This is a genomic window from Franconibacter daqui (genome assembly GCF_014644275.1).
GTDB classification, from domain to species: Bacteria; Pseudomonadota; Gammaproteobacteria; order Enterobacterales; family Enterobacteriaceae; genus Franconibacter; species Franconibacter pulveris.
Genome location: NZ_BMKJ01000001.1, coordinates 1,849,371 through 1,869,723 on the forward strand (window position 1 = coordinate 1,849,371; position 20,353 = coordinate 1,869,723).

General features: G+C 59.2%; 19 protein-coding genes. 11 read left to right on the forward strand and 8 right to left on the reverse strand.

The features are described 5' to 3' along the window. Nucleotides 1-14: 14 nt before the first annotated feature. Nucleotides 15-1,733: an ABC-F family ATP-binding cassette domain-containing protein gene (locus tag IEX01_RS08745; RefSeq protein ID WP_188723679.1), complete on the reverse strand. Its 1,719-nt coding sequence runs from the start codon at nucleotides 1,731-1,733 to the stop codon at nucleotides 15-17. Nucleotides 1,734-2,461: 728 nt separating this feature from the next. Here IEX01_RS08745 and IEX01_RS08750 point away from each other — a divergent pair. The 4 genes from IEX01_RS08750 to IEX01_RS08765 all read left to right on the forward strand — a co-directional run bounded on the left by IEX01_RS08750 (nucleotide 2,462) and on the right by IEX01_RS08765 (nucleotide 5,542). Further along, complete coding sequence (locus tag IEX01_RS08750) at nucleotides 2,462-2,944, forward strand: Hcp family type VI secretion system effector (protein WP_024557940.1); 483 nt, start codon at nucleotides 2,462-2,464, stop codon at nucleotides 2,942-2,944. 19 nt (nucleotides 2,945-2,963) lie between these two features. Then, nucleotides 2,964-3,869, forward strand: coding sequence for a hypothetical protein (locus IEX01_RS08755; RefSeq protein WP_188723680.1), 906 nt, complete (start codon nucleotides 2,964-2,966; stop codon nucleotides 3,867-3,869). 125 nt (nucleotides 3,870-3,994) lie between these two features. After that, nucleotides 3,995-5,161 (forward strand): MFS transporter, encoded by a 1,167-nt coding sequence (locus IEX01_RS08760; protein WP_188723681.1) that lies wholly within the window; start codon nucleotides 3,995-3,997, stop codon nucleotides 5,159-5,161. 42 nt (nucleotides 5,162-5,203) lie between these two features. Beyond that, nucleotides 5,204-5,542: a hypothetical protein gene (locus tag IEX01_RS08765; RefSeq protein ID WP_024558218.1), complete on the forward strand. Its 339-nt coding sequence runs from the start codon at nucleotides 5,204-5,206 to the stop codon at nucleotides 5,540-5,542. On the opposite strand, the gene IEX01_RS08770 is transcribed toward IEX01_RS08765, so the two are convergent. Then, the gene (locus IEX01_RS08770; RefSeq protein ID WP_024558217.1) at nucleotides 5,543-6,433 is read right to left on the reverse strand and encodes an AraC family transcriptional regulator; all 891 of its coding nucleotides are present in this window, start codon (nucleotides 6,431-6,433) and stop codon (nucleotides 5,543-5,545) included. A 180-nt stretch (nucleotides 6,434-6,613) separates the two neighbouring features. Here IEX01_RS08770 and IEX01_RS08775 point away from each other — a divergent pair, with 180 nt between their 5' ends. The 4 genes from IEX01_RS08775 to IEX01_RS08790 all read left to right on the forward strand — a co-directional run bounded on the left by IEX01_RS08775 (nucleotide 6,614) and on the right by IEX01_RS08790 (nucleotide 9,555). Continuing rightward, nucleotides 6,614-7,330: an SDR family oxidoreductase gene (locus IEX01_RS08775; RefSeq protein ID WP_024558216.1), complete on the forward strand. Its 717-nt coding sequence runs from the start codon at nucleotides 6,614-6,616 to the stop codon at nucleotides 7,328-7,330. A 133-nt stretch (nucleotides 7,331-7,463) separates the two neighbouring features. Further along, nucleotides 7,464-8,510 carry an SDR family oxidoreductase gene (locus IEX01_RS08780; RefSeq protein WP_188723682.1) on the forward strand — a complete coding sequence of 349 codons (1,047 nt, stop codon included), beginning with the start codon at nucleotides 7,464-7,466 and terminating at the stop codon, nucleotides 8,508-8,510. Between the two features lie 182 nt (nucleotides 8,511-8,692). Continuing rightward, entirely contained in the window at nucleotides 8,693-9,121 is a 429-nt protein-coding gene (locus IEX01_RS08785) for a YeeE/YedE family protein (RefSeq protein ID WP_024558214.1), read from the forward strand. A gap of 11 nt (nucleotides 9,122-9,132) precedes the next feature. After that, nucleotides 9,133-9,555: a DUF6691 family protein gene (locus tag IEX01_RS08790; protein WP_024558213.1), complete on the forward strand. Its 423-nt coding sequence runs from the start codon at nucleotides 9,133-9,135 to the stop codon at nucleotides 9,553-9,555. Here the strand turns inward: IEX01_RS08790 and IEX01_RS08795 are convergent, their stop codons facing one another. Together IEX01_RS08795 and mqo are read right to left on the reverse strand one after the other, a co-directional pair. Continuing rightward, entirely contained in the window at nucleotides 9,556-10,389 is an 834-nt protein-coding gene (locus tag IEX01_RS08795; protein ID WP_229701822.1) for a TraX family protein, read from the reverse strand. It abuts the gene before it with no gap. Between the two features lie 84 nt (nucleotides 10,390-10,473). Continuing rightward, the gene (mqo, locus tag IEX01_RS08800) at nucleotides 10,474-12,126 is read right to left on the reverse strand and encodes a malate dehydrogenase (quinone) (RefSeq protein ID WP_152527567.1); all 1,653 of its coding nucleotides are present in this window, start codon (nucleotides 12,124-12,126) and stop codon (nucleotides 10,474-10,476) included. 234 nt (nucleotides 12,127-12,360) lie between these two features. Between mqo and IEX01_RS08805 the strand changes: the two genes are divergently transcribed. Then, nucleotides 12,361-13,224, forward strand: coding sequence for a MurR/RpiR family transcriptional regulator (locus IEX01_RS08805; RefSeq protein ID WP_188723683.1), 864 nt, complete (start codon nucleotides 12,361-12,363; stop codon nucleotides 13,222-13,224). A 37-nt stretch (nucleotides 13,225-13,261) separates the two neighbouring features. On the opposite strand, the gene IEX01_RS08810 is transcribed toward IEX01_RS08805, so the two are convergent. The 3 genes from IEX01_RS08810 to IEX01_RS08820 all read right to left on the reverse strand — a co-directional run bounded on the left by IEX01_RS08810 (nucleotide 13,262) and on the right by IEX01_RS08820 (nucleotide 16,733). Beyond that, nucleotides 13,262-14,740 carry a sodium:solute symporter family protein gene (locus tag IEX01_RS08810; RefSeq protein ID WP_188723684.1) on the reverse strand — a complete coding sequence of 493 codons (1,479 nt, stop codon included), beginning with the start codon at nucleotides 14,738-14,740 and terminating at the stop codon, nucleotides 13,262-13,264. A gap of 149 nt (nucleotides 14,741-14,889) precedes the next feature. Continuing rightward, nucleotides 14,890-15,285, reverse strand: coding sequence for a RidA family protein (locus tag IEX01_RS08815; RefSeq protein WP_024561543.1), 396 nt, complete (start codon nucleotides 15,283-15,285; stop codon nucleotides 14,890-14,892). Continuing rightward, complete coding sequence (locus tag IEX01_RS08820; protein WP_188723685.1) at nucleotides 15,282-16,733, reverse strand: N-acyl-D-amino-acid deacylase family protein; 1,452 nt, start codon at nucleotides 16,731-16,733, stop codon at nucleotides 15,282-15,284. The genes IEX01_RS08815 and IEX01_RS08820 overlap by 4 nt, the downstream gene beginning before the upstream one ends. 201 nt (nucleotides 16,734-16,934) lie before the next feature. On the opposite strand from IEX01_RS08820, the gene IEX01_RS08825 reads away from it, so the two are divergent. Beyond that, entirely contained in the window at nucleotides 16,935-18,155 is a 1,221-nt protein-coding gene (locus tag IEX01_RS08825; RefSeq protein ID WP_188723686.1) for an amino acid deaminase, read from the forward strand. Between the two features lie 270 nt (nucleotides 18,156-18,425). Here the strand turns inward: IEX01_RS08825 and IEX01_RS08830 are convergent, their stop codons facing one another. Continuing rightward, the gene (locus tag IEX01_RS08830) at nucleotides 18,426-19,055 is read right to left on the reverse strand and encodes a TetR/AcrR family transcriptional regulator (RefSeq protein WP_188723687.1); all 630 of its coding nucleotides are present in this window, start codon (nucleotides 19,053-19,055) and stop codon (nucleotides 18,426-18,428) included. 71 nt (nucleotides 19,056-19,126) lie between these two features. Here IEX01_RS08830 and IEX01_RS08835 point away from each other — a divergent pair, with 71 nt between their 5' ends. Beyond that, nucleotides 19,127-20,002, forward strand: coding sequence for an aldo/keto reductase family oxidoreductase (locus IEX01_RS08835; protein WP_188723688.1), 876 nt, complete (start codon nucleotides 19,127-19,129; stop codon nucleotides 20,000-20,002). Nucleotides 20,003-20,353 lie beyond the last annotated feature (351 nt).

Below are 20,353 nucleotides of genomic sequence, written 5' to 3' on the forward strand. Positions count from 1 at the left end.
GGCGGCCGTAAACCTTAACGCAGATTCAACCGGGCGCTTAGCGTCTCGATCTGCGCCCGCCAGCGGGCCTGAAGCGCCGGTTTCTGGTGCTTCGGCTTGCGTGCGGTATCCTCGCGAAGTTTTTCCTCAAGCGTAAGCAGCGCCGCCAGCAGCGACTCTTCATCTTCCTGCGCCGCGGCATGACGCTCTGCAACCGGCGCAGGCCGCGCGCAAGCGCCGCCCTGCTCCCCGCCTAGCCGTTCATAAACCTCCTCCAGCGCATGGCATTCGCTAAGCCTCTGCTGGTCGATAAGCCAGAACCGGTTGCAGCTTTGCTCAATCAGGCGGCGATCGTGGGTGACAAGCAGCACCGCGCCCTGGAATTCGCGAAGCGTCGCCTCCAGCTCCTCCTTGCCTTCCATATCCAGATGGTTGGTCGGCTCATCCAGCAACAGCAGTGAATACCGGCCAAGCGTCAGCCCGATGAACAGCAGGCGCGAGCGCTCGCCGCCGCTCAGGACGCCCACCTTTTGCAGGTGGCGCGCATAAGGGAAACCGGCGCTGATTAACGCCCGCTTGCGCTGCTCGTCGTCAGCGGCAGAAAAACGGGCCAGGGCTTCGCTCAGGGTCTCTTCATCGTCGAGCTGCCGCTGGCTCTGATCGTAATAGCCCAGCCGCAGCCGCGGATGAAACAGCGCCTGTTCCTGCGCCTGCCAGGCGCGCCACAGATATTGAAGCAGCGACGATTTGCCGGCGCCGTTACGCCCGACGATGGCGATGCGATCGCCGCTTTTCACCTGCAGGGGATCAAGCGTAAAAACAACCGGCGCGTCGGCGGACGGGCGCACCGCAAGGCGCGGCAAATCCAGCAGCCGGTCGGCTTCCAGCGCTTCTCCCTGCAATCGCAGCCGCCAGCCGCTCCCTTCCGTCAACCGGGTTTGCGTCTCTTTCAACCAGTCGGCCCGTTTTTCCATCTGCTGGGCTTTACGCGCCAGCCCTTCGTTGTCGTAATCACGCCCCCACAGCGCCATGCGCCGGGCGCTTTTCTCGATGCGTTCAATCTCCTTTTGCTCCGCCTGATGGCGCAAGGCGTCCGCCTCATCCCGCGCCTTAAGCGTTTGTCGGGCGGCGGTACAGGGCAAGCGGAAAAACTGCAGCGTTTTATCGCGCAGGATCAGCGTGCAGTTGGTGACGCTGTCGAGCAGGCGGCTGTCGTGGGAAACCAGCACCATGCTGCCGCCCCAGCTTTTCAGAAAGCGCTCCAGCCAGAGCAAGGTGGGCAGGTCGAGGTGGTTGCTCGGCTCATCCAGCAACAGCAGGTCCGGCTGGCGTAATAGCGCGCGGGCGAGCAGCAGACGGGTGTGCTGCCCGCCGCTGAGCGCCCCTGCCGTCTGTGACCAGAGCGCCGGGGAAAAGCCGATAGTCGCCAGCAGCGCTTCGCAGCGCCAGCGCTCCGCCTCGCGCTGCGCGGGCGGCAGGCGCGCCAGCAGGGCGTCCAGCAGCGAACAGGAATAGAGAGAGTCAGGCAGGGACTGCTCAACCCGCGCCAGCAGGCAGGCGTGAGACGCCGTCACGCGGCCCCGGCTGGCGGCAAGCTCGCCGCTGAGGATTTTCAACAGCGTGCTTTTGCCGCTGCCGTTATGGCCGATAAGCCCAATACGATCGCCCTTTTTAATGGCGAAGGAGATGTCATGCAGGAGTGTGCCGAAGGCGTTGTCATAGCCGACAGCATGAACAGAAAGCAGAGTGCTCATATGCTTACCCGTGATTTGCAGGCATAAGGATGCCTGTCGTCAAAATTCGCTGACGACAATCCGGTAAGCCGGAGAGAAGAACAGTGTTGGAAAGCTTCGCTCAGGCGGGATTATCGCAGCACGATACCGGTAATGCCCGAGCGAGACCAATCACCATAGAGGTGTGAGTGAACAAACAATTCACACATCGGCATAGCATTCCTCCTTTTTATTCGTTAAGTGAATGGATTGAGCGACTATAAAGCGTCAGCCCGTGAAGCGCCAGCCCGCCCTGCGCCTTTCGTTGTGAAAACGTGACCGTGCCGGCACGCCAGGTTCCTGTTTCAGCCAATAAGCGTGAAGCGTTATGGCTTATGCCTTTCGGCGCCGTTTAAAACCGCGAGCACTTTTTCTTATGAAATAAACCTAAATATAATTTCCCAGTTTCGCCGCTAAATAGCTAAAGTCAGGAACTATTTTTTCGCCACGACAATATAATATCAAACGCATACTATTTGAATGCAAAGTAAATCTTTCGCTTTTTCATAACTTATTCTCATGTAATAAAAGCAGCCGTTTCGTAATAAAAAATTCACAGTTCTCTTTTATAGCAAGGCTCAGTGTTGCGATTTATCTTAATTTAGCGGTCAGTCTTGTTTAGCGAAATTAATAAAATTAGAGTGAAGCCGGAAAATTAATTCTTAAGCATTTCTTATTCACCTTATCTTCCGGTTAAAAAGGAGAACTACATGGCTATTGATATGTTCCTGAAAGTGGATGGCGTGACCGGCGAATCGAAAGATTCCAATCATAAGAACTGGCTTGACGTGCTCTCTTTTAACTGGGGCGCCTCGCAGCCGGGAAATATGGCGGTGGGTGGTGGTGGCGGCGCGGGCAAAGTCAATTTTCACGATTTAACCGTGCAATCTATGGTGGATAAAGCCACGCCAGCCATTCTGAAATTCTGCGCCAGCGGCAAGCATGTGACTAAGGTTGAGCTTTCCATCTGCAAAGCAGGCGGCCAGCAGGTTGAGTACTCCCGCGTGGTGCTTGAGGACGTGCTTGTTACCCGCACGGAATTTACCGGCGTCGGCCATACGGACACCGTGCTGGTGAATTACCACTTCCAGGCGTCGAAAGTGAATTTCCATTACTGGGAACAGTCGAGCCAGGGGACCAAAGCCGCCGAAACGAAGTCGGGATGGGATATTAAGCAAAACAAAGAAATTTGATGCGTAAGGAGTCATTCCCGTGGCAGAAATTAATGCGATGATAAATGCCCTTCTCGCCGATCACTCTTATTTTAATACGCAACAATTGCATAGCATGGTTGCGTTTGTGAATGAGCTTGATGAAGAAACGCTTTATCAGTTCGAAAACTCTGATGAGCGCACGGTAATGTACGCTTATGAGCAGTTGGTCTTTACCGGGCGAAATAACCGCGGCAATGATATTGAAATGGGCTTGCTAAACCGGCCCGCCAATACCGCCGTACAAAATAACCGGGCTTTCTTTGAACGCTTTAATACTTCGGTTCCCTATGGCCGCGGGTATGGCGGGAATGTCTATGAAGACAGCACCAAAATTAAATATGACTACGCCAGCAAAATATTAAACGCCGTCGGCGGTCTCGCCACCATGGGGGGCGGAATCGCCGCCGCCGTGGCCGCCACCACTACCACCACGGTGCGCGCCGCGTTAACCGCAACCGGAGGCGCGGCTTCCTTAGCCGGCGGCGCGCTGGTGCTGCTACGCAACAGCCTTGCCGACAGCCAGGTGGCCAGCAACAAGCGCTTTATCGAAACGGTGAAGAAAATAGTGAAGGCGCGCAACAAGGTGAATAAGTTTTTTGAGGAGACCAACAATAAGGTGGTGAAAGATCCGGAAAAAGCGGCGACACAGTTGCAGGCGGGGCTAAGCTCCAACCCGAACCGCTTTACGCGCGGGCCGAATAACACAACGGTATTCCAGAATCTCAGCGCCGTTGAAAAGCTGGTGCAGGAAGATTTTGCCAGCCAGCATTACAACATCAAAACCAAACTGATTATCCGCAATAACGACCCGTGGTTTATCCGCCTGGAAACGCTGCGCAGCGAACCCAGAGAGTTAACCCAGATGGATATGGAAGTGTTGCAGAGCGTCGCAAGCCGCCTGTAGTCTTATTCGTAGCGGCGGCATTCCCGCGCCGCTTCCTTCTGTTTCGCCGCCTGCCTCCTTCGTCACGCAAGACGCCAACGCGCACTACACTCTTTGCGTAGTCGACTGACTGTCGGGAGGTCATTTTGCGTGCCGGAAACAAACTCCTCGCCCTGACCGGGTTTGCGCTTATCGCTGCGGCATACGGGCTGGCCCGCTTCTCCTGGGGCCTGCTGCTGCCGGCTATCATGCCGGATATTCGCTTATCGCTCTCCCTGGCGGGCACGCTCTCCTCCGCCTCCTTTGCCGCTTACTGCGTGGCGATTGTTTTCGCCTCTGTCTGCACCGCCCGCACCGGCCCCCGTCTGCCTGTGCTGCTCGCCGGGCTGTTCGCCATGGCGGGCATGGGGATAATTGCCCTGTCTCACAGCCCGGGCGGACTGATGGCGGGCATTGTCTGCGCCGGGCTCAGCACCGGGCTCGTCTCGCCGCCGATGGCGGAGGCGGTCAACCGGAAGGTCATGGAAAGCCAGCGTCCGGTCGTGAATACCCTGATTAACGCGGGCACGGGGGGAGGCATTATCTTTTCGTCGCTCGCCGTGCTGGCGCTGACCGATAACTGGCGCGTTATCTATTTTTGCTTCGCGCTCGCCACCCTTATCCCCACCCTGCTGGCGCTGAAAGTCATTCCCGGCGGCGCCAGCGGCGTGAGGTTTTCGCTAAAAGCGCAGGGCGCCGCCTTTCTTTCGCCCGCCTTACGCCCTCCGCTGCGCGTGGCCTTCCTGAGCGGGATAGCCAGCGCCGCTTACTGGACCTTCGGCCCGGTGATGTTTGCGTCACTCGCCGGGATGGAAGCGCGAACGGTGACGCTGCTCTGGTTGATTACCGGCATCACCGGCTGCTTTGGGTTGCTGACGGGTTATCTGACTAACCGCTTTGGCATCAACCGCGTCCACCGGATGATGCAGGCGCTGACGGCGGCGGCCTTTCTGCTGCTGATGGCCTCAACGCATAACCCGCTGCTGGTTTATCTGGCGGCAGCACTCTACGGCTTTGCCTATATCACGCTCTCGGGCGTGCTGCTGGTGAGCGGCGTCAACGCGGCGGGCGACGACCCGGCGGCGGGACTGGGAGCGGTGTTCCTGATGCTCGCCATCGGCCAGGTAGCGGGCGCGGCGGCGTTCGGCCTGCTGCTGGACAGCGCAGGCGCCGTCATTGCGCTGTGGATTTTCAGCGGCGTCGCGCTGCTGGCGATGCTGCTGCCCGCCACGCAAACGCAGCGTCAGCGCGTTGTAGACGCAGAGTTTAAGTAACGGCTTTATAATGGCGGGTTTACGGCTTAACAGGGTTATCCCATGAAACTTTTGTCGCTTCGCGTTCTCATCCCGCTTGTCGCTGTCGCCCTGCTGCTGGTCTGGTGGCTGCGCCCGCACTACAGCGATGAGGAGAAGGCTTACTACGCCGCGGTGTTCTGTTCGGTTAACAAAGCCGGCACCGGCGCGCCCCTTTCGCAAATGGAGCAGGTTATCGAAGGCGGCAATACCGATTATGCGCTGCAAAAAACGCACTTTTCCCCGTCGCTGGCGAAAGCCGTTATTCACCGCTGGGCGCAGTTAAGCGAAGAGGAGAAGCAGCGCGCGCGGCAGAACCCCGCCGCCTGCGCCCCGTTGCTGACCGCCGCAATGCAGCGCTAGTTACACCGCAGGCAGCAGCGCCAGCGACGCTTTCATCTCCCGCGCCTCTTCCCCCGGGCTTCGCCCGAACAGACGGCGGAACTCGCGGTTAAACTGCGAAGGGCTTTCATAGCCGACTTTGAAAGCGGCGGACGCGGCGCTGAGATCGTCGCGGATCATCAGCAGCCGCGCCTGGTTCAGACGCACGGATTTAATGTACTGCAGCGGCGTGGTGCGCGTGACGGCCCTGAACTGCCGGTGAAAAACCGGCACGCTGAGCCCCGCTTCGCTTGCAAGCTCGCTGATGTTAAAGGGCTGCGAGTAATCGTCATGTATGCGCAACAGAACCTGGGAAATGGAGGCGAAATGTCCCTGGCTTGCCAGCGCCGCTTTGATTGCGCCGCCGCGCTCCCCCACCAGCACCCGGTAGTAAAGCTCGCGCACCACCTGCGGCCCGAGGATGCGCGCCTCCTGCGGTGAGGAAAGCACGCGCAGCAGGCGCAGGGTGGTGTCGGTCAGGCTCTCATCCAGCGGCGTGGAGATGATGCCTTCCGGCGCCTCGTGGTAGCTCGCCTGGGCGTGGCCAAGCGACATCACCAGCTCTGAAAGCACTGTCATATCCAGCGAAACCGCAACACCCAGCAGCGGCGCCTGAGGGCTGCCTTCCGTCTCGGTGGAAAACGGCAGCGGGACGGAGAGCACCAGGTAATGCTGCGGGTTGTAATGGTAGACTTTGTCCGCCAGATAGCCCCGCTTCGCCCCCTGACAGACAATCACGATGCAGGGTTCATAAACCACCGGCGTGCGGCCCAGCGGGCGGTCTGAGCGCATAAATCGCACGCAATCCAGCAACGAGCGTGTGTACCCCTCCTGCGGCGCCAGTTTTTCCAGCAACGCGATCATTTCGTTCATCCGGCACCCTCCTCTGTGGCGTGAGTTATGAATGTGCAACAACTTTGCCGCTCTGCGCCCGAAAGGGGAAGCCCCCCGACAGGATCAGGCAATCATGCGATAAGAATGGCGCTTTTTTGTCCGCTGCGCACGCTTTAGCATCGTTCATGAACTATCCCACTCAGCTATGGAGATAAAACGATGCAAACGTCAAAAGTTATTCTGCTCACCGGCGCCAGCAGCGGTATCGGCGAAGCGACGGCCCGCCTGCTCGCCCGCGAAGGTCATCAGTTAATTATCGGCGCCCGCCGTACGGATCGCTTACAGGCGCTGAGCCAGGAGTTCAGCAATATCGACTATCTGGCAGTGGACGTGACCCGACCTGAAGATCTGCAAAAAATGGCGCAGCACGCGCTGACGCAGTATGGCCGCATCGACGTGCTGGTTAATAACGCCGGGATTATGCCGCTTTCGCCGCTTTCAGCCCTCAAAACCGATGAGTGGAACCAGACGCTGGATGTCAACGTTCGCGGCGTGCTGCACGGCATCGCCGCCGTGCTCCCCGTCATGGAGCAGCAAAAGCAGGGGCAGATTATCAGCGTCGCGTCGATAGGCGCGCACCTGGTCTGGCCTTCCTGCGCCGTCTATTGCGCCAGTAAATTCGCCGTTCGCGCCATTATGGACGGGCTGCGCCAGGAGACCGATACCGTTCGCGTCACGGTGGTAAGCCCGGGCGTGGTGGAATCTGAGCTGGCGGACCACATTACCGATACTTCCGCACGGGAAGCGATGGTGGATTTCCGCCGCGTCGCGCTGCCTGCCGAGGCCATTGCAAAAGCGATAGGCTGGGCCATCGCGCAGCCCGATGGCGTCGACGTTAGCGAAATCATCGTGCGCCCTACCGCCAGCCCTTACTGAGCCTTCAGCTCGCCTCCGGGGAGCACGCCCCGGAGGGCTTTTCCTGCGCCTTAATTTGACGCCCGCGCGCCTGGCAACAACACTTCCAGTTTGGTCTTTTCGCCCACCGGGCGTCAGGTTTACTGGAGTTGTTATGAAAAAAACCGTTGTTGTCGCCGGCGCCGTAGGCGTAATCGGGCGCGGCGTGCTGGCCCATTTTGAAGGGCAGGATGTGGAGCTGGTCGCGCTTTCGCGCAGCCAGCCCGATTTCCCCACCCGCGCAAGACACCTGCCGGTCGATCTCACCGACAGACATGCCTGCGAAGCGATGCTCGCCCAGGTGCCGGAAGCCACCCACCTGGTTTTCGCCGCTTACCAGGAGAAACCCACCCCCGCCGAACTGGTGGAAACCAACCTGCTGATGCTGAAAAACCTGGTGGAGGTGCTGGAAGCGAAAGCGCCGCATTTGAAGCACGTAACGTTGATGCAGGGCGGGAAAGCCTATGGCGCGCATATTGGCGCCTTCCCGTCGCCGGCGAAAGAGAGCGACCCGCGTCATATGCCGCCGAACTTCTATTACGATCAGGAAGATTTTCTGCGCGAACGCGCTGTCGGCAAAGCCTGGTCATGGACCGCGCTGCGCCCGGAGGCGGTCATCGGCATGGCGGTGGGCAACCCGATGAACCTGCTGATGGTGATTGCCGTCTACGGAACGCTGGCGAAGGCGCTGGGCGTACCCATGTCCTTCCCCGGCCCGCGCGAAGCATACGATGTGCTCTACCAGGTCACCGACACGCGCATTCTTGCCAGCGCCATCGACTGGGCGGGCGAGAACGAAGCCTGCCGGGGCGAAGTGTTTAATATCACCAACGGCGACTATTTCCGCTGGTCGCACGTCTGGCCGCGCATCGCCGCCTTTTTTGACGTGCCGGTCGGCGAGCCATTCCCTCTCTCCCTTGAGCAGATGATGGCGGACAAAGGGCCTTTGTGGGAGCAACTTACCCGGACGCACGGGCTACAACCTTACCCTTACGAAAAAGTAGTCTCCTGGCGGTTCGGGGATTTCATTCTGAAAACCACCTTCGACAATATCACCAGCACCATTAAAGCGCGCCAGCACGGCTTCGCCGACTGCATCGACAGCGAAGAGATGTTTATCGACCGGCTGCAGGCGCTGCGCGAACAACGCTATATTCCGTAAAACCTGAAGAGGCGGGAGGCCGCCTCGCTTTCTCGCCTGAATCGCTCTTCGCGCCCTGTGACGCCCTGAAGTGAGAAGCGCGCAGCACCTTCCCCCTTTGCAGCACACTACACTAGCCTGTGGAGGCTGAAGCCCGTCCGTACTCTCCATTTCGCTCCCGACCACGGGAAAAGGCGTGAAGCATGACTCTCGATCTTACTCACTTTACCCCGCTGCAGAGCTTTTTCGGCGGGATGCTCATCGGCACCGCCGCATGGCTGCTGATTCTCTTCTGCGGCCGGGTGGCCGGCATAAGCGGCATCCTCGGCGGGCTTCTTTCCACCGCCGCGCCCGATAAGCGCTGGCGAGTCGCCTTTTTGCTGGGACTGGCGGCCTCGCCCTGGCTTTACCGCCTCTTTACAACCCTGCCGGAAACCCGCATCGACGCGGGCTGGCCGCTGATAATTCTGGCGGGCCTGCTGGTCGGCGTCGGCACGCGTTACGGCGCCGGCTGCACCAGCGGCCACGGCGTGTGCGGCCTTTCCCGGCTCTCGCCACGTTCGCTGGTCGCCACCCTGGCGTTTACCGCCGTGGCGTTTCTCACCGTCTGGCTGCTCGGCAGCGGGCGCTAAAGGAGAACACCATGAATGCGCTTTTTGCGTTGCTTGCCGGTTTGCTGTTTGGCATTGGGCTGCTCGTTAGCGGCCTGGCCAACCCGGCTAAGGTGCTCGGTTTTCTTGATATCACCCGGCTGTGGGACCCTTCGCTGGCGTTTGTCATGGGCGGCGCCATCAGCGTGGCCTTTTTCGCCTTTCGCATGGCGAAAAAGCGCGTGCGCCCGGTTTTTGGCGACGAAATGCATATCCCTGCAACACGGCGTATTGATGGCCGGTTGCTCGGCGGCGGGGTGCTGTTTGGCGTGGGCTGGGGCCTGGCGGGGATCTGCCCTGGACCGGGCCTGGTGCTGATGGGGCTCGGCGAGGTTAAAGGCATCGCGTTCGTCGCCGCGATGGTGGCGGGCATGCTGATCTTCGAAGGGCTGGAGAAGGCGCGCGGGCGAAACTGATCAGGCTTTCTCCAGTATCGTGAGCAGCACGCCGTAGATCAGCAGATGCCCGACATAGGCATAGTAGAAAAACTGCCGCGGCAGAAAGCGCGGCGACCCTTCCGGCCTGAGCCTCGCGGCCAGATACAGCCCGGCGAAAGGCAAGACTAACGTAGGCAGAATGTAATACGTCAGCGTGTCGAGCGGTTGCTGCGCAACGCGGTACATGCCGTTTAACATCAACAATGCGACGACGGCGCCAGTCAGACCCAGCGCGCGCCAGCGCTGCAGTTCCGGCGAGAAGAGCACCGCCAGCGAGAGGGTCAGGATAATCCCCTGTGGCCCGTAGCTGGCGAAATTAAGCGGCCAGACGAGCAGGCACAGCAGCACCGTCCCCGCTGCCACGCCCCGCTGCTGGTAGCGGTATGCCCAGGCGAAGAGCTGCGTTACGCCTGCGAAAACAAACAGAATATTCAGCGCATACCCGTAGTGGATTTCACGAAACGCCAGCCAGAAAACCGGCTGGGTGATGAACGACCAGAGCCACAGCCGATTCGCCCGCGCCTGCAAACGCGACGGCTGGCGGTGAAGGTTTAATGCCCAGATTAGCGCAAACAGCGGGAAAGCCATGCGCCCGAAGGCGAACAGCTCAGGCCTGGAGGGAGAGAGAAAAATGGTGTTGGCGTGATCGATAATCATGGCCAGCAGCGCCAGCAGCTTAGCCATATCGATAGCGCCGGGGCTGAGCTTCAGTGACAGCGGATCGTTCATCATCGCTTTTTTATTCCCTGAAAGACCGCTAATCGGTAAAGGCCGTTCGCTAACAAAGGGTTGCAAGCGATCAGTGTAGCTCATCGGCTCCGCGCCGCCTTTCTTTCCCTCTTCAGCCCATAAAAAAACCCCCGGCGCAGGGCGACGGGGGTTTTTGTCAGGCTTTACTTACAGCGCCATGTCATGCTGGGCAGGCGCTTGCTCGGCTTGCGCCGGTTTTGCCTGCGGCATGGACGGCTGCGCCTCTTTCATCTGAATCACCGGCGGCTTGGTCAGCTGCAGCGTAGCGGCGGTTTCATCCCAGACCTGCTGAGTGAGCGCCACATTGCCGTTCAGCTTCTGGCCGTAGGTCGGTACGATTTCACGCAGCTTGCTCTGCCATTCGGCGGACTTGTACTGCTCCGGGAAGAGCTGCTTGATAACGTTCAGCGAAATAGGCGCCGCGGTGGATGCGCCCGGAGAAGCGCCTAACAGCGCCGCCACGGTTTTCTGCTCATCGGTCACGATTTCGGTGCCAAGTTTCAGCACGCCGCCTTTCTCGGGATCTTTCTTGATGATCTGCACGCGCTGGCCAGCCTGGATCAGTTTCCAGTCTTCTTTACGCGCAGAAGGATAGTACTCTTTCAGCGCGTCGAAGCGGTCTTCGTCGCTTAACATCACCTGACCAATCAGGTATTTCACCAGATCGAAGTTATCCAGGCCGACATCGGTCATCGGGATAACGTTTTTGGTGGTGGTGGTGCTCAGCAGATCGAAGAATGAACCGTTTTTCAGGAACTTGGTGGAGAAGGTCGCGAACGGCCCAAACAGCACGACGCGCTTGCCGTCAAGGAAACGGGCGTCCAGGTGCGGTACCGACATCGGCGGCGCGCCTACGGACGCCTGGCCATACACTTTCTCGCCGTGCTGACGGGCGATTTCCGGGTTTTCGCTCACGAGGAACGAACCGCCCACCGGGAAGCCGGCGTAGTTATCCGCTTCCGGAATGCCGGTTTTCTGCAGCAGCTTCAGCGCCCCGCCGCCTGCGCCGATAAACACGTACTTCGCGTCTACCGCACGCTCATCGCCGCTTTTCACATCGGTGATGGTGACATGCCAGGAGTTGTCGTCGTTGCGTTTGAAGTCCGTGACTTCAGAGGAGGTTTCCAGCTTGAAGTTGTTCTGCTTCTTCAGGCTGCCCACCAGCTGACGGGTTATCTCGCCGTAGTTGACGTCGGTGCCGACCGGTGTCCAGGTGGCGGCGACTTTCTGCTTCGGATCGCGGCCTTCAATAATCAGCGGCGCCCATTTTTTGATCTGGTTTTGATCGGTGGAGAACTCCATCCCCTGGAACAGCGTAGTCTGCTGCAGCGCTTTATAACGCTTCGCCAGGTAATCCACGTTATCGCCCCAGACAAAGCTCATGTGCGGCGTGGAGTTGATAAAGGAGTGCGGGTCATGCAGCACGCCGCGTTTCACCTGGGTGGACCAGAACTGGCGAGAGATCATAAACGCTTCGTTGATCTCCAGCGCTTTGCTCACGTCGATGGTGCCGTCCGGACGCTCCGGCGTGTAGTTCAGCTCCATGTTGGCGGAGTGGCCCGTACCGGCGTTGTTCCAGCCATTAGAGGACTCCAGCGCAACGCCGTCGAGTTTCTCAACCATTATCTGTTTCCAGTCAGGCTGAATTTCCTGTAACACGGTGCCCAGAGACGCGCTCATGATGCCGCCGCCGATTAACAGCACATCGGTTTTTTCCGTGGTGTTTTCTGCGTAAGCATTTGAAGCAACAAGTACTGCAAGAAGGGATAAAGCAGGAACAAACTGTTTATGTTGTGGCATTTGCGTAAAAATCATCAACTACATTTGAAAAATTAGGCAATTATTTTAACAGGTAAATTAACAATTGAAAGTCATTTTCAACAAAATGTTAACAGCCCTACTTTATATACGTGTTTATGCGACAACACAGGGTGCCGCCCCCTTCCCGACCGGGCGAAGCGGAGATTGTTTCCGCCTTTAAATGCAAGTTATGGTACAAAGTATCATTCCCCCAAACGCTGACTGATACTGCATATGGCCTACTCCATTGACATCATCTCCTGCATTACCGACCGCTTTGTGGAACTGACCGCCACCGAGAAGCGCATCGCCCAGTTTATCCTTGACGACATCGCCGCCGCGGCGGACCTGCCCATCGCCGAACTGGCGCGGCTGACCGGCACCAGCCAGGCATCAGTCACCCGCTTCGCCCGCGCCCTGGGCTGCAAAGATGTGCGCGAGCTGAAAATCAAGCTGGCGCAGTCGCTCGCCGTGGGGCAGCGCTTTATCCTGGAAGTGCCGGACCTGGAAGGCGTGCAGGGCATTTATGAATCGATAATCAGCGTGCTGGAGACCAATCGCCGGGCGCTTAACAGCGAGTCGCTTAACACCGCGGTCAGCTGGCTAAGCCAGGCGCGGCAAATTCTCGCCATCGGTATGGGCGGCGGCTCCACTATCTGTTCTCAGGAGTTACAGCATCGCCTGTTTCGTCTGGGAATGCCGGTGGTCAGCCAGAATGACGGCCTGCTGGTGCGCATGATGTGCTCGGCGGTGACGCCAAAGGATGTGGTGCTGGCGCTCTCCATTGGCGGGTTCACGCCGGAGATAACCGAAAGCGCGGCGATAGCCCGCCAGTACGGCGCAAAAGTCATCGCTATTACCCCGCTTGAAACGCCGCTTGCCGAGCAGGCGGACCTGGTGCTGCCGCTGCTGGTGCGGGAGAACGACTACATCTACAAGCCCAGCACCTCGCGCTACGCGATGCTGGCGATGGTGGATGTGCTCGCCACCGAACTGGCGATGGCGAATAAGGCGCAAACGAAAGACCGCCTGCGCCGCATCAAGCTTGCCCTCGACAGCCACCGCGGCGGCGTGGACCGCCAGCCGCTGGGGGACTAGGGAGTGGCGATACGCGCTCGCCAGGCGTTTTTCACGCTTACCCCTGGGACGCCTTGCGTTTGCCAATCGGCAGCGGCGTCGCCTCCGGCTGGCTTTCGCGCTCGCGGGTTATCATCTCCAGCGCCTCTTCGCGGCTAAGGGCGCTCGCAGGCGTCACCAGCGTGACGACCACGCCGCAGACGAGGCTCGTCAGCACGGAAGGCAGACACGGGTTGCCCCAGAAAGCGAGCCAGCTGTCGTTCATCAACACCACCGTTGACGCCCCTGCCCCGCCCGCCAGCGCACCCTGCCAGTTAAAGCGCGTCCAGAAGCGGCCCAGAATCGAGCAGATAAACATTCCTGACATGATCATCGATATCATCTTCGTGATGTAGCTAATGATGTCGTTCGAGGTCATTGCAAAGAGCAGCGCCAGCGCGATAACCAGCACGAGGAAAATACGCGACAGGCGAATAGCTTTCTCCGGGGCAGGCATATGGCCCGTTATCATCGTGTAGAGGTCGCGCAGAATAATCGACACCCCGGCGATGGCGTCTGAGCTGCCGGAGGACATGTTGGCCGACATCCCGGCAATCAGCACCGCCATCGCCAGCGCAGGCGGCAACACCTGGGTGGCGAACAGGAAGGCGAACCCGCTGTTGTCCAGATGGTCATTCATCGTCCAGACCGCCATGCCGATAATGGCCGGCAGGAAGGAAAACAGCAGATAGAGCAGCCCGGTGATGGTGAAGGACTGGCGCACTGAAGAGACGGTTTTGGCGGAGTAGATGCGCTGGCGATAAGAAGGCGTCGCCAGTACGCCCACGCCAATCACCATGGCGAGCGAGAAGGCCGGTAAAAACCCAAGTTTGTCTACCGCGAAGAGGCTTTGCGCCGCCGGGTCGACCGCCTGCTGGATGTTGGCCCAGCCGCCCACATGCTGCACTGCCAGCACCGCCATTAAAATAAAGCCGACGAACAAGACAACGGACTGGATAGTATCTATCCAGACCACGGCGGAATAGCCGCCAATGCCGACATACACCACAAACGCCAGCGCAATAATAATTTTGGCGACATTAATATCTATTCCACTTGCCCAGGCGAGATATAAACCGCCGCCGAGAATATGCGCTCCCAGCCAGCCAATAGAGGCGATAAATATTAATACCGCCACGAGGTTTTTAATTATTTTGCTGCCGCCGGTGTAATAAGAAATTTCTTCGCTCATGGTCATAAAGCGTAATTTACGCACCGGCGCAAATAACCACGCCACCAGCAATATCCCCGCCGCGCCGCCAAGACCGTAAAGCATGCCCGCCCAGCCGTTGGTGTAGCCAAAGCCCACCGCGCCGACGCTTGAGCCGGTGCCCACCATCGTGCCGACGGTAGAGCCGAGGGTTAAAATCATCGGCAATGAGCGCCCGCCCAGCAGAAAGTCATCGCCATTTTTCTGATGCCGCGAAACATACCAGCCAAGCGTTATCATGGCGCAGGCGTATACGGTAAACCAAACCAGAAATGACATATTATTCATTGCTCACGTCCAGACAGTATAAATACTTTCGCCCGCGCGAAGAGTATAGGTTGAAGGAAACGGCCGCCCGGAAAACGGCGCAGGGAAGCCGGATACAGGCGGAATAAAATCCGCCTGACGTACGCATCATTTTTTATCGGGTCGTTCTGTTATTTGGCGCGCGCTGCGTTATAGCAGGTCACGTCGACTTCCACTTTGCAGTCCACCACCAGATCCGCCACGCAGCAGATGCGGGCAGGCGGATGGTCGCCGAAAAATTCTTTAAAGACTTTATTAAAAGAGGTGAAATAGCGGGCGTCGGTCAGGATCACCTTCACGTGCACCACGTCCGCAAGCGTAAAGCCCGCTTCGGTCATGATCTCCACGCAGTTCTGGATAGCCAGCCTGGACTGCTCGACGATGCCCCCTTCCACCACTTCGCCGTTTTTCATTGGCGTTTGGCCCGAGACATAGAGCCAGCCGCCCGCCTCCACGGCGCGCGCGAAGGGCAGATGCTGCCCGCCGGTGCCGGTGCCGCCTTCGGTTCCATAACGTTTAATGCTCATACTTGCTCCTTAGCGTTTTGACGACGCAGGAAACGCCCCGCCCGTCCGATAACTTTTTTATCCTGCCCGTAACTCATCACGCCATTGACCATCACCGCCTCGATGCCCGCCGCGGGCTGCTTCGGGTCAGCGAAGCTTGCGACATCGCGCACCGTCTCCGGGTCGAAGAGCACCAGGTCGGCAAAATAGCCCGTTTTAATCAGCCCGCGCTGCGGCAACTGGAAGCGCGCCGCCGACAGGCCGGTCATTTTGTGTATGGCCGTCGTCAGCGGAAAAAGCTGTTCATCGCGGCAGTAGTGCCCGAGCACCCGGGGAAACGCGCCCCACAGGCGCGGGTGCGGCATCGGGTCGTTTGGCAAACCGTCGGAACCTATCATCGTGACCGGGTATTGCATCACCCGGCGCACATCCTGCTCGTCCATGTTGTAGTAGATAGCGCCGGCGGGCATCAGCCGTTTCGCCGCCTCTGACAGGCTGACGCCCCACGCGGCGGCTATCTGGCTGAGCGTTTTGCCCGCCTGCTCCGGCTCAGGTTGCGACCAGGTAATAACGATGTCGAACTCATCCGTAACCTGTTTTAAATCCAGCGTTGAGGAGCTCGCGGAATAGGGATAACAGTCGCAGGCGATCTCCTGGCGCTTACGCATCGCATCAAAGAAAGCCAGCGTCTCGCGGGTGCGCCCCCAGTTTTTCGCGCCAGCGCATTTGTGGTGCGACACCACAACCGGCACGTTGCCGTGGCGGCCGATGCGGAACGCTTCGTCAAGCGCCTCCAGAATCGGCTCAAACTCCGAACGCAGATGGGTGGTGTAGATGCCGTTTTCCGCCGCCAGCTCTTCCGCCAGCGCCATCACCTCTTCCGTGGGCGCGTTAAACGCCGTGGCGTAAGCCAGCCCGGTGCTCAGGCCTAGCGCCCCCTGTTGCAGCGCGTGGCGAAGCTGTTGGCGCATTTGCGCTATCTCCTGCGGCGTGGCGGCGCGGAACAGAGAGTCCATGTGGTTGTTGCGAAGCGTGGTGTGGCCGATAAGCGTGCCAACGTTAATGGCAGGACGGGCCGCCTCCAGCGCGTGGGCGTAAGCATCCACCGTTGGGTACACGAACTGCGCTTTCTCCCCCAGCAGATTCATGGGATCCGGCACCTCGCCCGGGATGGTGGCGGTAGCGGCGCTAATGCCGCAGTTGCCGACAATCACGGTGGTGATCCCCTGGCTGATTTTCGGCAGGTAGTCGGGCATGCGGATAACGTTGATGTCATCGTGCGTATGCACATCGATAAAACCGGGTGCCAGCACCCGTCCTGCTGCGTCTATCACCTGCTCTGCCTGCGCCGTAATGGCAGGCGCGATTTCCACAATTTTGTCGCCGCTTACCGCCACGTCCGCGTGGTATTGCGGCCCGCCGCTGCCGTCGATGACAGTGACGTTTTTAAATAGCCAGTCAACCTTCATAGCCTCTCGCTCCCTTTTTGCTCTGGTCACAAGTTAAGCATTTACAAGCTGAAAAAACAGTGGAAAACTACGCAAAATCCAGATGATTTTCTGATACTTTTATTCAAACAAAGCACAAAATTCATATTTTATTTTTAATTTTCAATCAATTAATAATGTTACCGCACTGTTGCCAGCCACATAACCCGAACAGGAAATGTTATGAAATATCACTCCGAGACGTTGATACCTCACAAAGCGGCGCCCGTTCGCGCCCCGGCTAACGTGCTGGCTGAAGAGGTCTGCTTGCCCGCCGCCGTTATCAAAAAATCCGCCCTGCTCAGCAATATCGACTGGATGCAGCGCTACGCCGGGGCGCGCGGCGTGTCCCTTGCGCCGCACGGCAAAACCACCATGACGCCGTGGATTTTTCAGGCGCAGCAGCAGGCGGGCGCCTGGGCGATTGGCGTCGGCACCGCCTGGCAGGCAAGCGTGGCGATGGCGAGCGGCGTACAGCGCGTGCTGATGGTGAACCAGCTCGTCGGCAAGGCGAACATGGCGGTAATCTCGCAGCTCAAGCGCCACTATCGCGACGTGGATTACCTTTGCTGCGTGGACAGCCTGGCTAACGCCCGTCAGCTCTCCGCCTTTTTCAGCGCGCAAAACCAGACGCTGGATGTGATGGTGGAACTGGGCGTGGCGGGCGGACGTTGCGGCTGTCGCAGCAGCGAGGCGGCGCTGACGCTGGCGCAGAAGATAGCGGACATGCCGGGGCTGCGCCTGCGCGGGCTGGAGCTGTACGAAGGGGTGCTGCATGGCGACAATCCGCAGCCGCAGGTGGAAGCGCTGCTGCGTGAAGCGGCCCGCCTCGCCTGCGCGATGGAAAGCTTCGTCGAAGGCGAGTTTATTCTCACCGGCGCGGGCACCGTCTGGTATGACGTGGTGTGCAACGTCTGGTTAAGCGTGGAAAAACCGTCGCAGTGCCGCATCGTTATCCGCCCGGGCTGTTACATCACGCACGACCAGGGCATTTACGCCGACGCGCAGCAGGCGCTGATGGCGCGAGACAGCATCGCCTGCGATCTCGGCGGCGACCTGACGTCGGCGCTTGAACTGGTGGCGATGGTGCAGTCGGTGCCGGAAGCGGGCCGCGCGGTGGTGAATTTCGGCAAGCGCGACTGCGCCTTCGACGCCGGTCTGCCGCAACCTATCGCGCATTACCGCGACGGACGGGCGCAGGCGTTAGCGCCGCACTCCATCACCAGCGTCGGCATCATGGACCAGCACTGCATGGTGACGTTAAGCGCCGGAACCGATGTGCAGGTGGGCGATATTCTCGTTTTCGGCACGTCGCACCCTTGCCTGACGTTTGATAAATGGAAAACGCTGCTGCTGGTGGATGACGATTACAACGTTATCGACGAGCTGGATACGCTGTTCTGATAGCGGTTTGAGATAGATTTTGTCCAGCCGGTTAGCGAAGCGCCGCTGGGTTACACAGGCACAGGGCGGCGCCGATCCGCCCTGTAAGCAAAGAATGGGCGCGGCGCCTTATGCGGGCGCCGCCATCGCTTTCATTAGTATGTTGTAACTAATGAAAGCGGCGCGTGGTCACGTTGCCCCGGCTGGCGAAGGCGCAGTCTCGCATCTGCGAAACCCTGGCCGGTGGCGTTGAATGCCGGGGCATGCCCCCTTGCGGCGGCGAACTACGTTTTACTGCTGACAGGCCGCCTGGAAATAAGCGCTCAGCATTACGATAAGCTGCGCCTCCAGGTTCGCCTCAAACCCGGGCGGCGCCTGCCCTTCCAGCACCGCGCGCACCGGTCCGACAAGGCTGCTTAACCCGACTGTGGCTATCAGCGCCGGGTCTGCGAATTTCCCCTCGCTGGCGCTTGTCAGCATGGCGGTGATGGCGGTCGCCATCCGGCCGTAGGCCTCTGCGGCAAGCTCCGCACCTCCCCGTTCCGTCGCAACCGCATACAGCGCCCGGGACTCCTGCGGGTCGCGCAGCTTCGCGGAAAGAAAGGCGGTCACCAGCGCGCGCGCCATCTGCGTTACCTTCGCGCCATGCTGTTGCCTGCAAACCGCCTCCACCGCCGTGGCGATGCCGTCCAGATGTTTTTCCAGCACGGCGGCGAGCAGCGCGTCGCGGTTAGGGTAGTACTGATAAAGGCTGCCGACCGACATACCCGCCCGCCGGGCGACGCGCGTGGTGGTGCAGCGGCTTAACCCTTCGCGGGTTAAAACCTGAATAGTCGCGGTGTGCAGCGCCTCCACCGTGGCGGTCGATCGCGCCTGAAGCGGCGTTTTACGCGGCTTCAGCATGATGTTCATCATGGTCATAGAATGCGAATTCTAAAGCTGAAGGATCCTTCATATACTTCTCCCAACACAACAAAGCAAGAGGGAAGCGTATGACTCGCATCAATAATACCGACACCTTTACCTTAGGCAGCCGTCGCGTGAAGCGCCTGGGCTATGGCGCAATGCAGCTTGCCGGCCCCGGCGTTTTCGGCGCGCCGAAAGACCGCCACGCTGCGCTGGCCGTGCTGCGGGAAGCTATTGCGCTTGGCGTTGACCATATCGACACCAGCGACTTTTACGGCCCGCACATTACCAATCAGATAATCCGCGAAGCGCTGTACCCTTACCCGGACGACCTGACCATCGTCACCAAAATCGGCGCGCGGCGCGATGAAAAAGGCGGCTGGCTGCCCGCCTTCACCCCCGAGGCGCTGACGCAGGCGGTACACGACAACCTGCGCAATCTTCAGCTGGAGACGCTGGATGTCGTCAACCTGCGGATTATGTTTAGCGTGGAAGGCCCGGTGGAAGGTTCCATTGAAGCGCCATTAACGGCGCTTGCCGAACTGCAGCGACAGGGGCTGGTGAAGCATATCGGATTGAGCAACGTCACTGCCGCGCAGGTGAGCCAGGGGCGAAACATCACCGACATTGTCTGCGTGCAGAACCACTACAACCTTGTCCATCGCCAGGATGACGCGCTGATAGAGGCTCTCGCGCGGGATGGCATCGCGTATGTGCCCTTCTTCCCGCTGGGCGGCTTTACGCCGCTGCAATCATCCGCGCTTGCGGAAGTAGCGGCAAGCCTGAACGCCACGCCGATGCAGGTGGCGCTCGCCTGGCTGCTGCGTCGTTCGCCTAACATCCTGTTGATCCCCGGCACCTCTTCCGTGGCGCATCTGCGGGAGAACCTGGCCGCCAGCGAACTGGTGCTTTCTGATGAAGCGATGACGGCGCTTAACGCCATTGGCGGGCAGGCGCAGTAACAGCAGCAGCGCGGGCTTCAGGCTGTCCGCGCTGCTTTAACAGCACCTGCTATTCCCCTCACCTACCAATGCCATAACGGGCATCTTTAAACGCTCATCCTCACGCGCTTGTGCGAACCATTTCACGGCTTATCGCTGCAATTTGCCAGGATACGTTCACCTAATCGCCAGCGAGTGTTAGTATCGTTCACTTCGCACACCAAGGATTGGTTGTCTACCGGAACGTTCTGACTTTACATGTTTTCTGGTCTGACTACTTAACGCAAAAATCCCGCCTGGAGCCTGTTGCGCGACGCGCGCCTCGCCGCACGACGTCCAGACTTGCAAAACAGGCGTTTAACGAGATGAAAA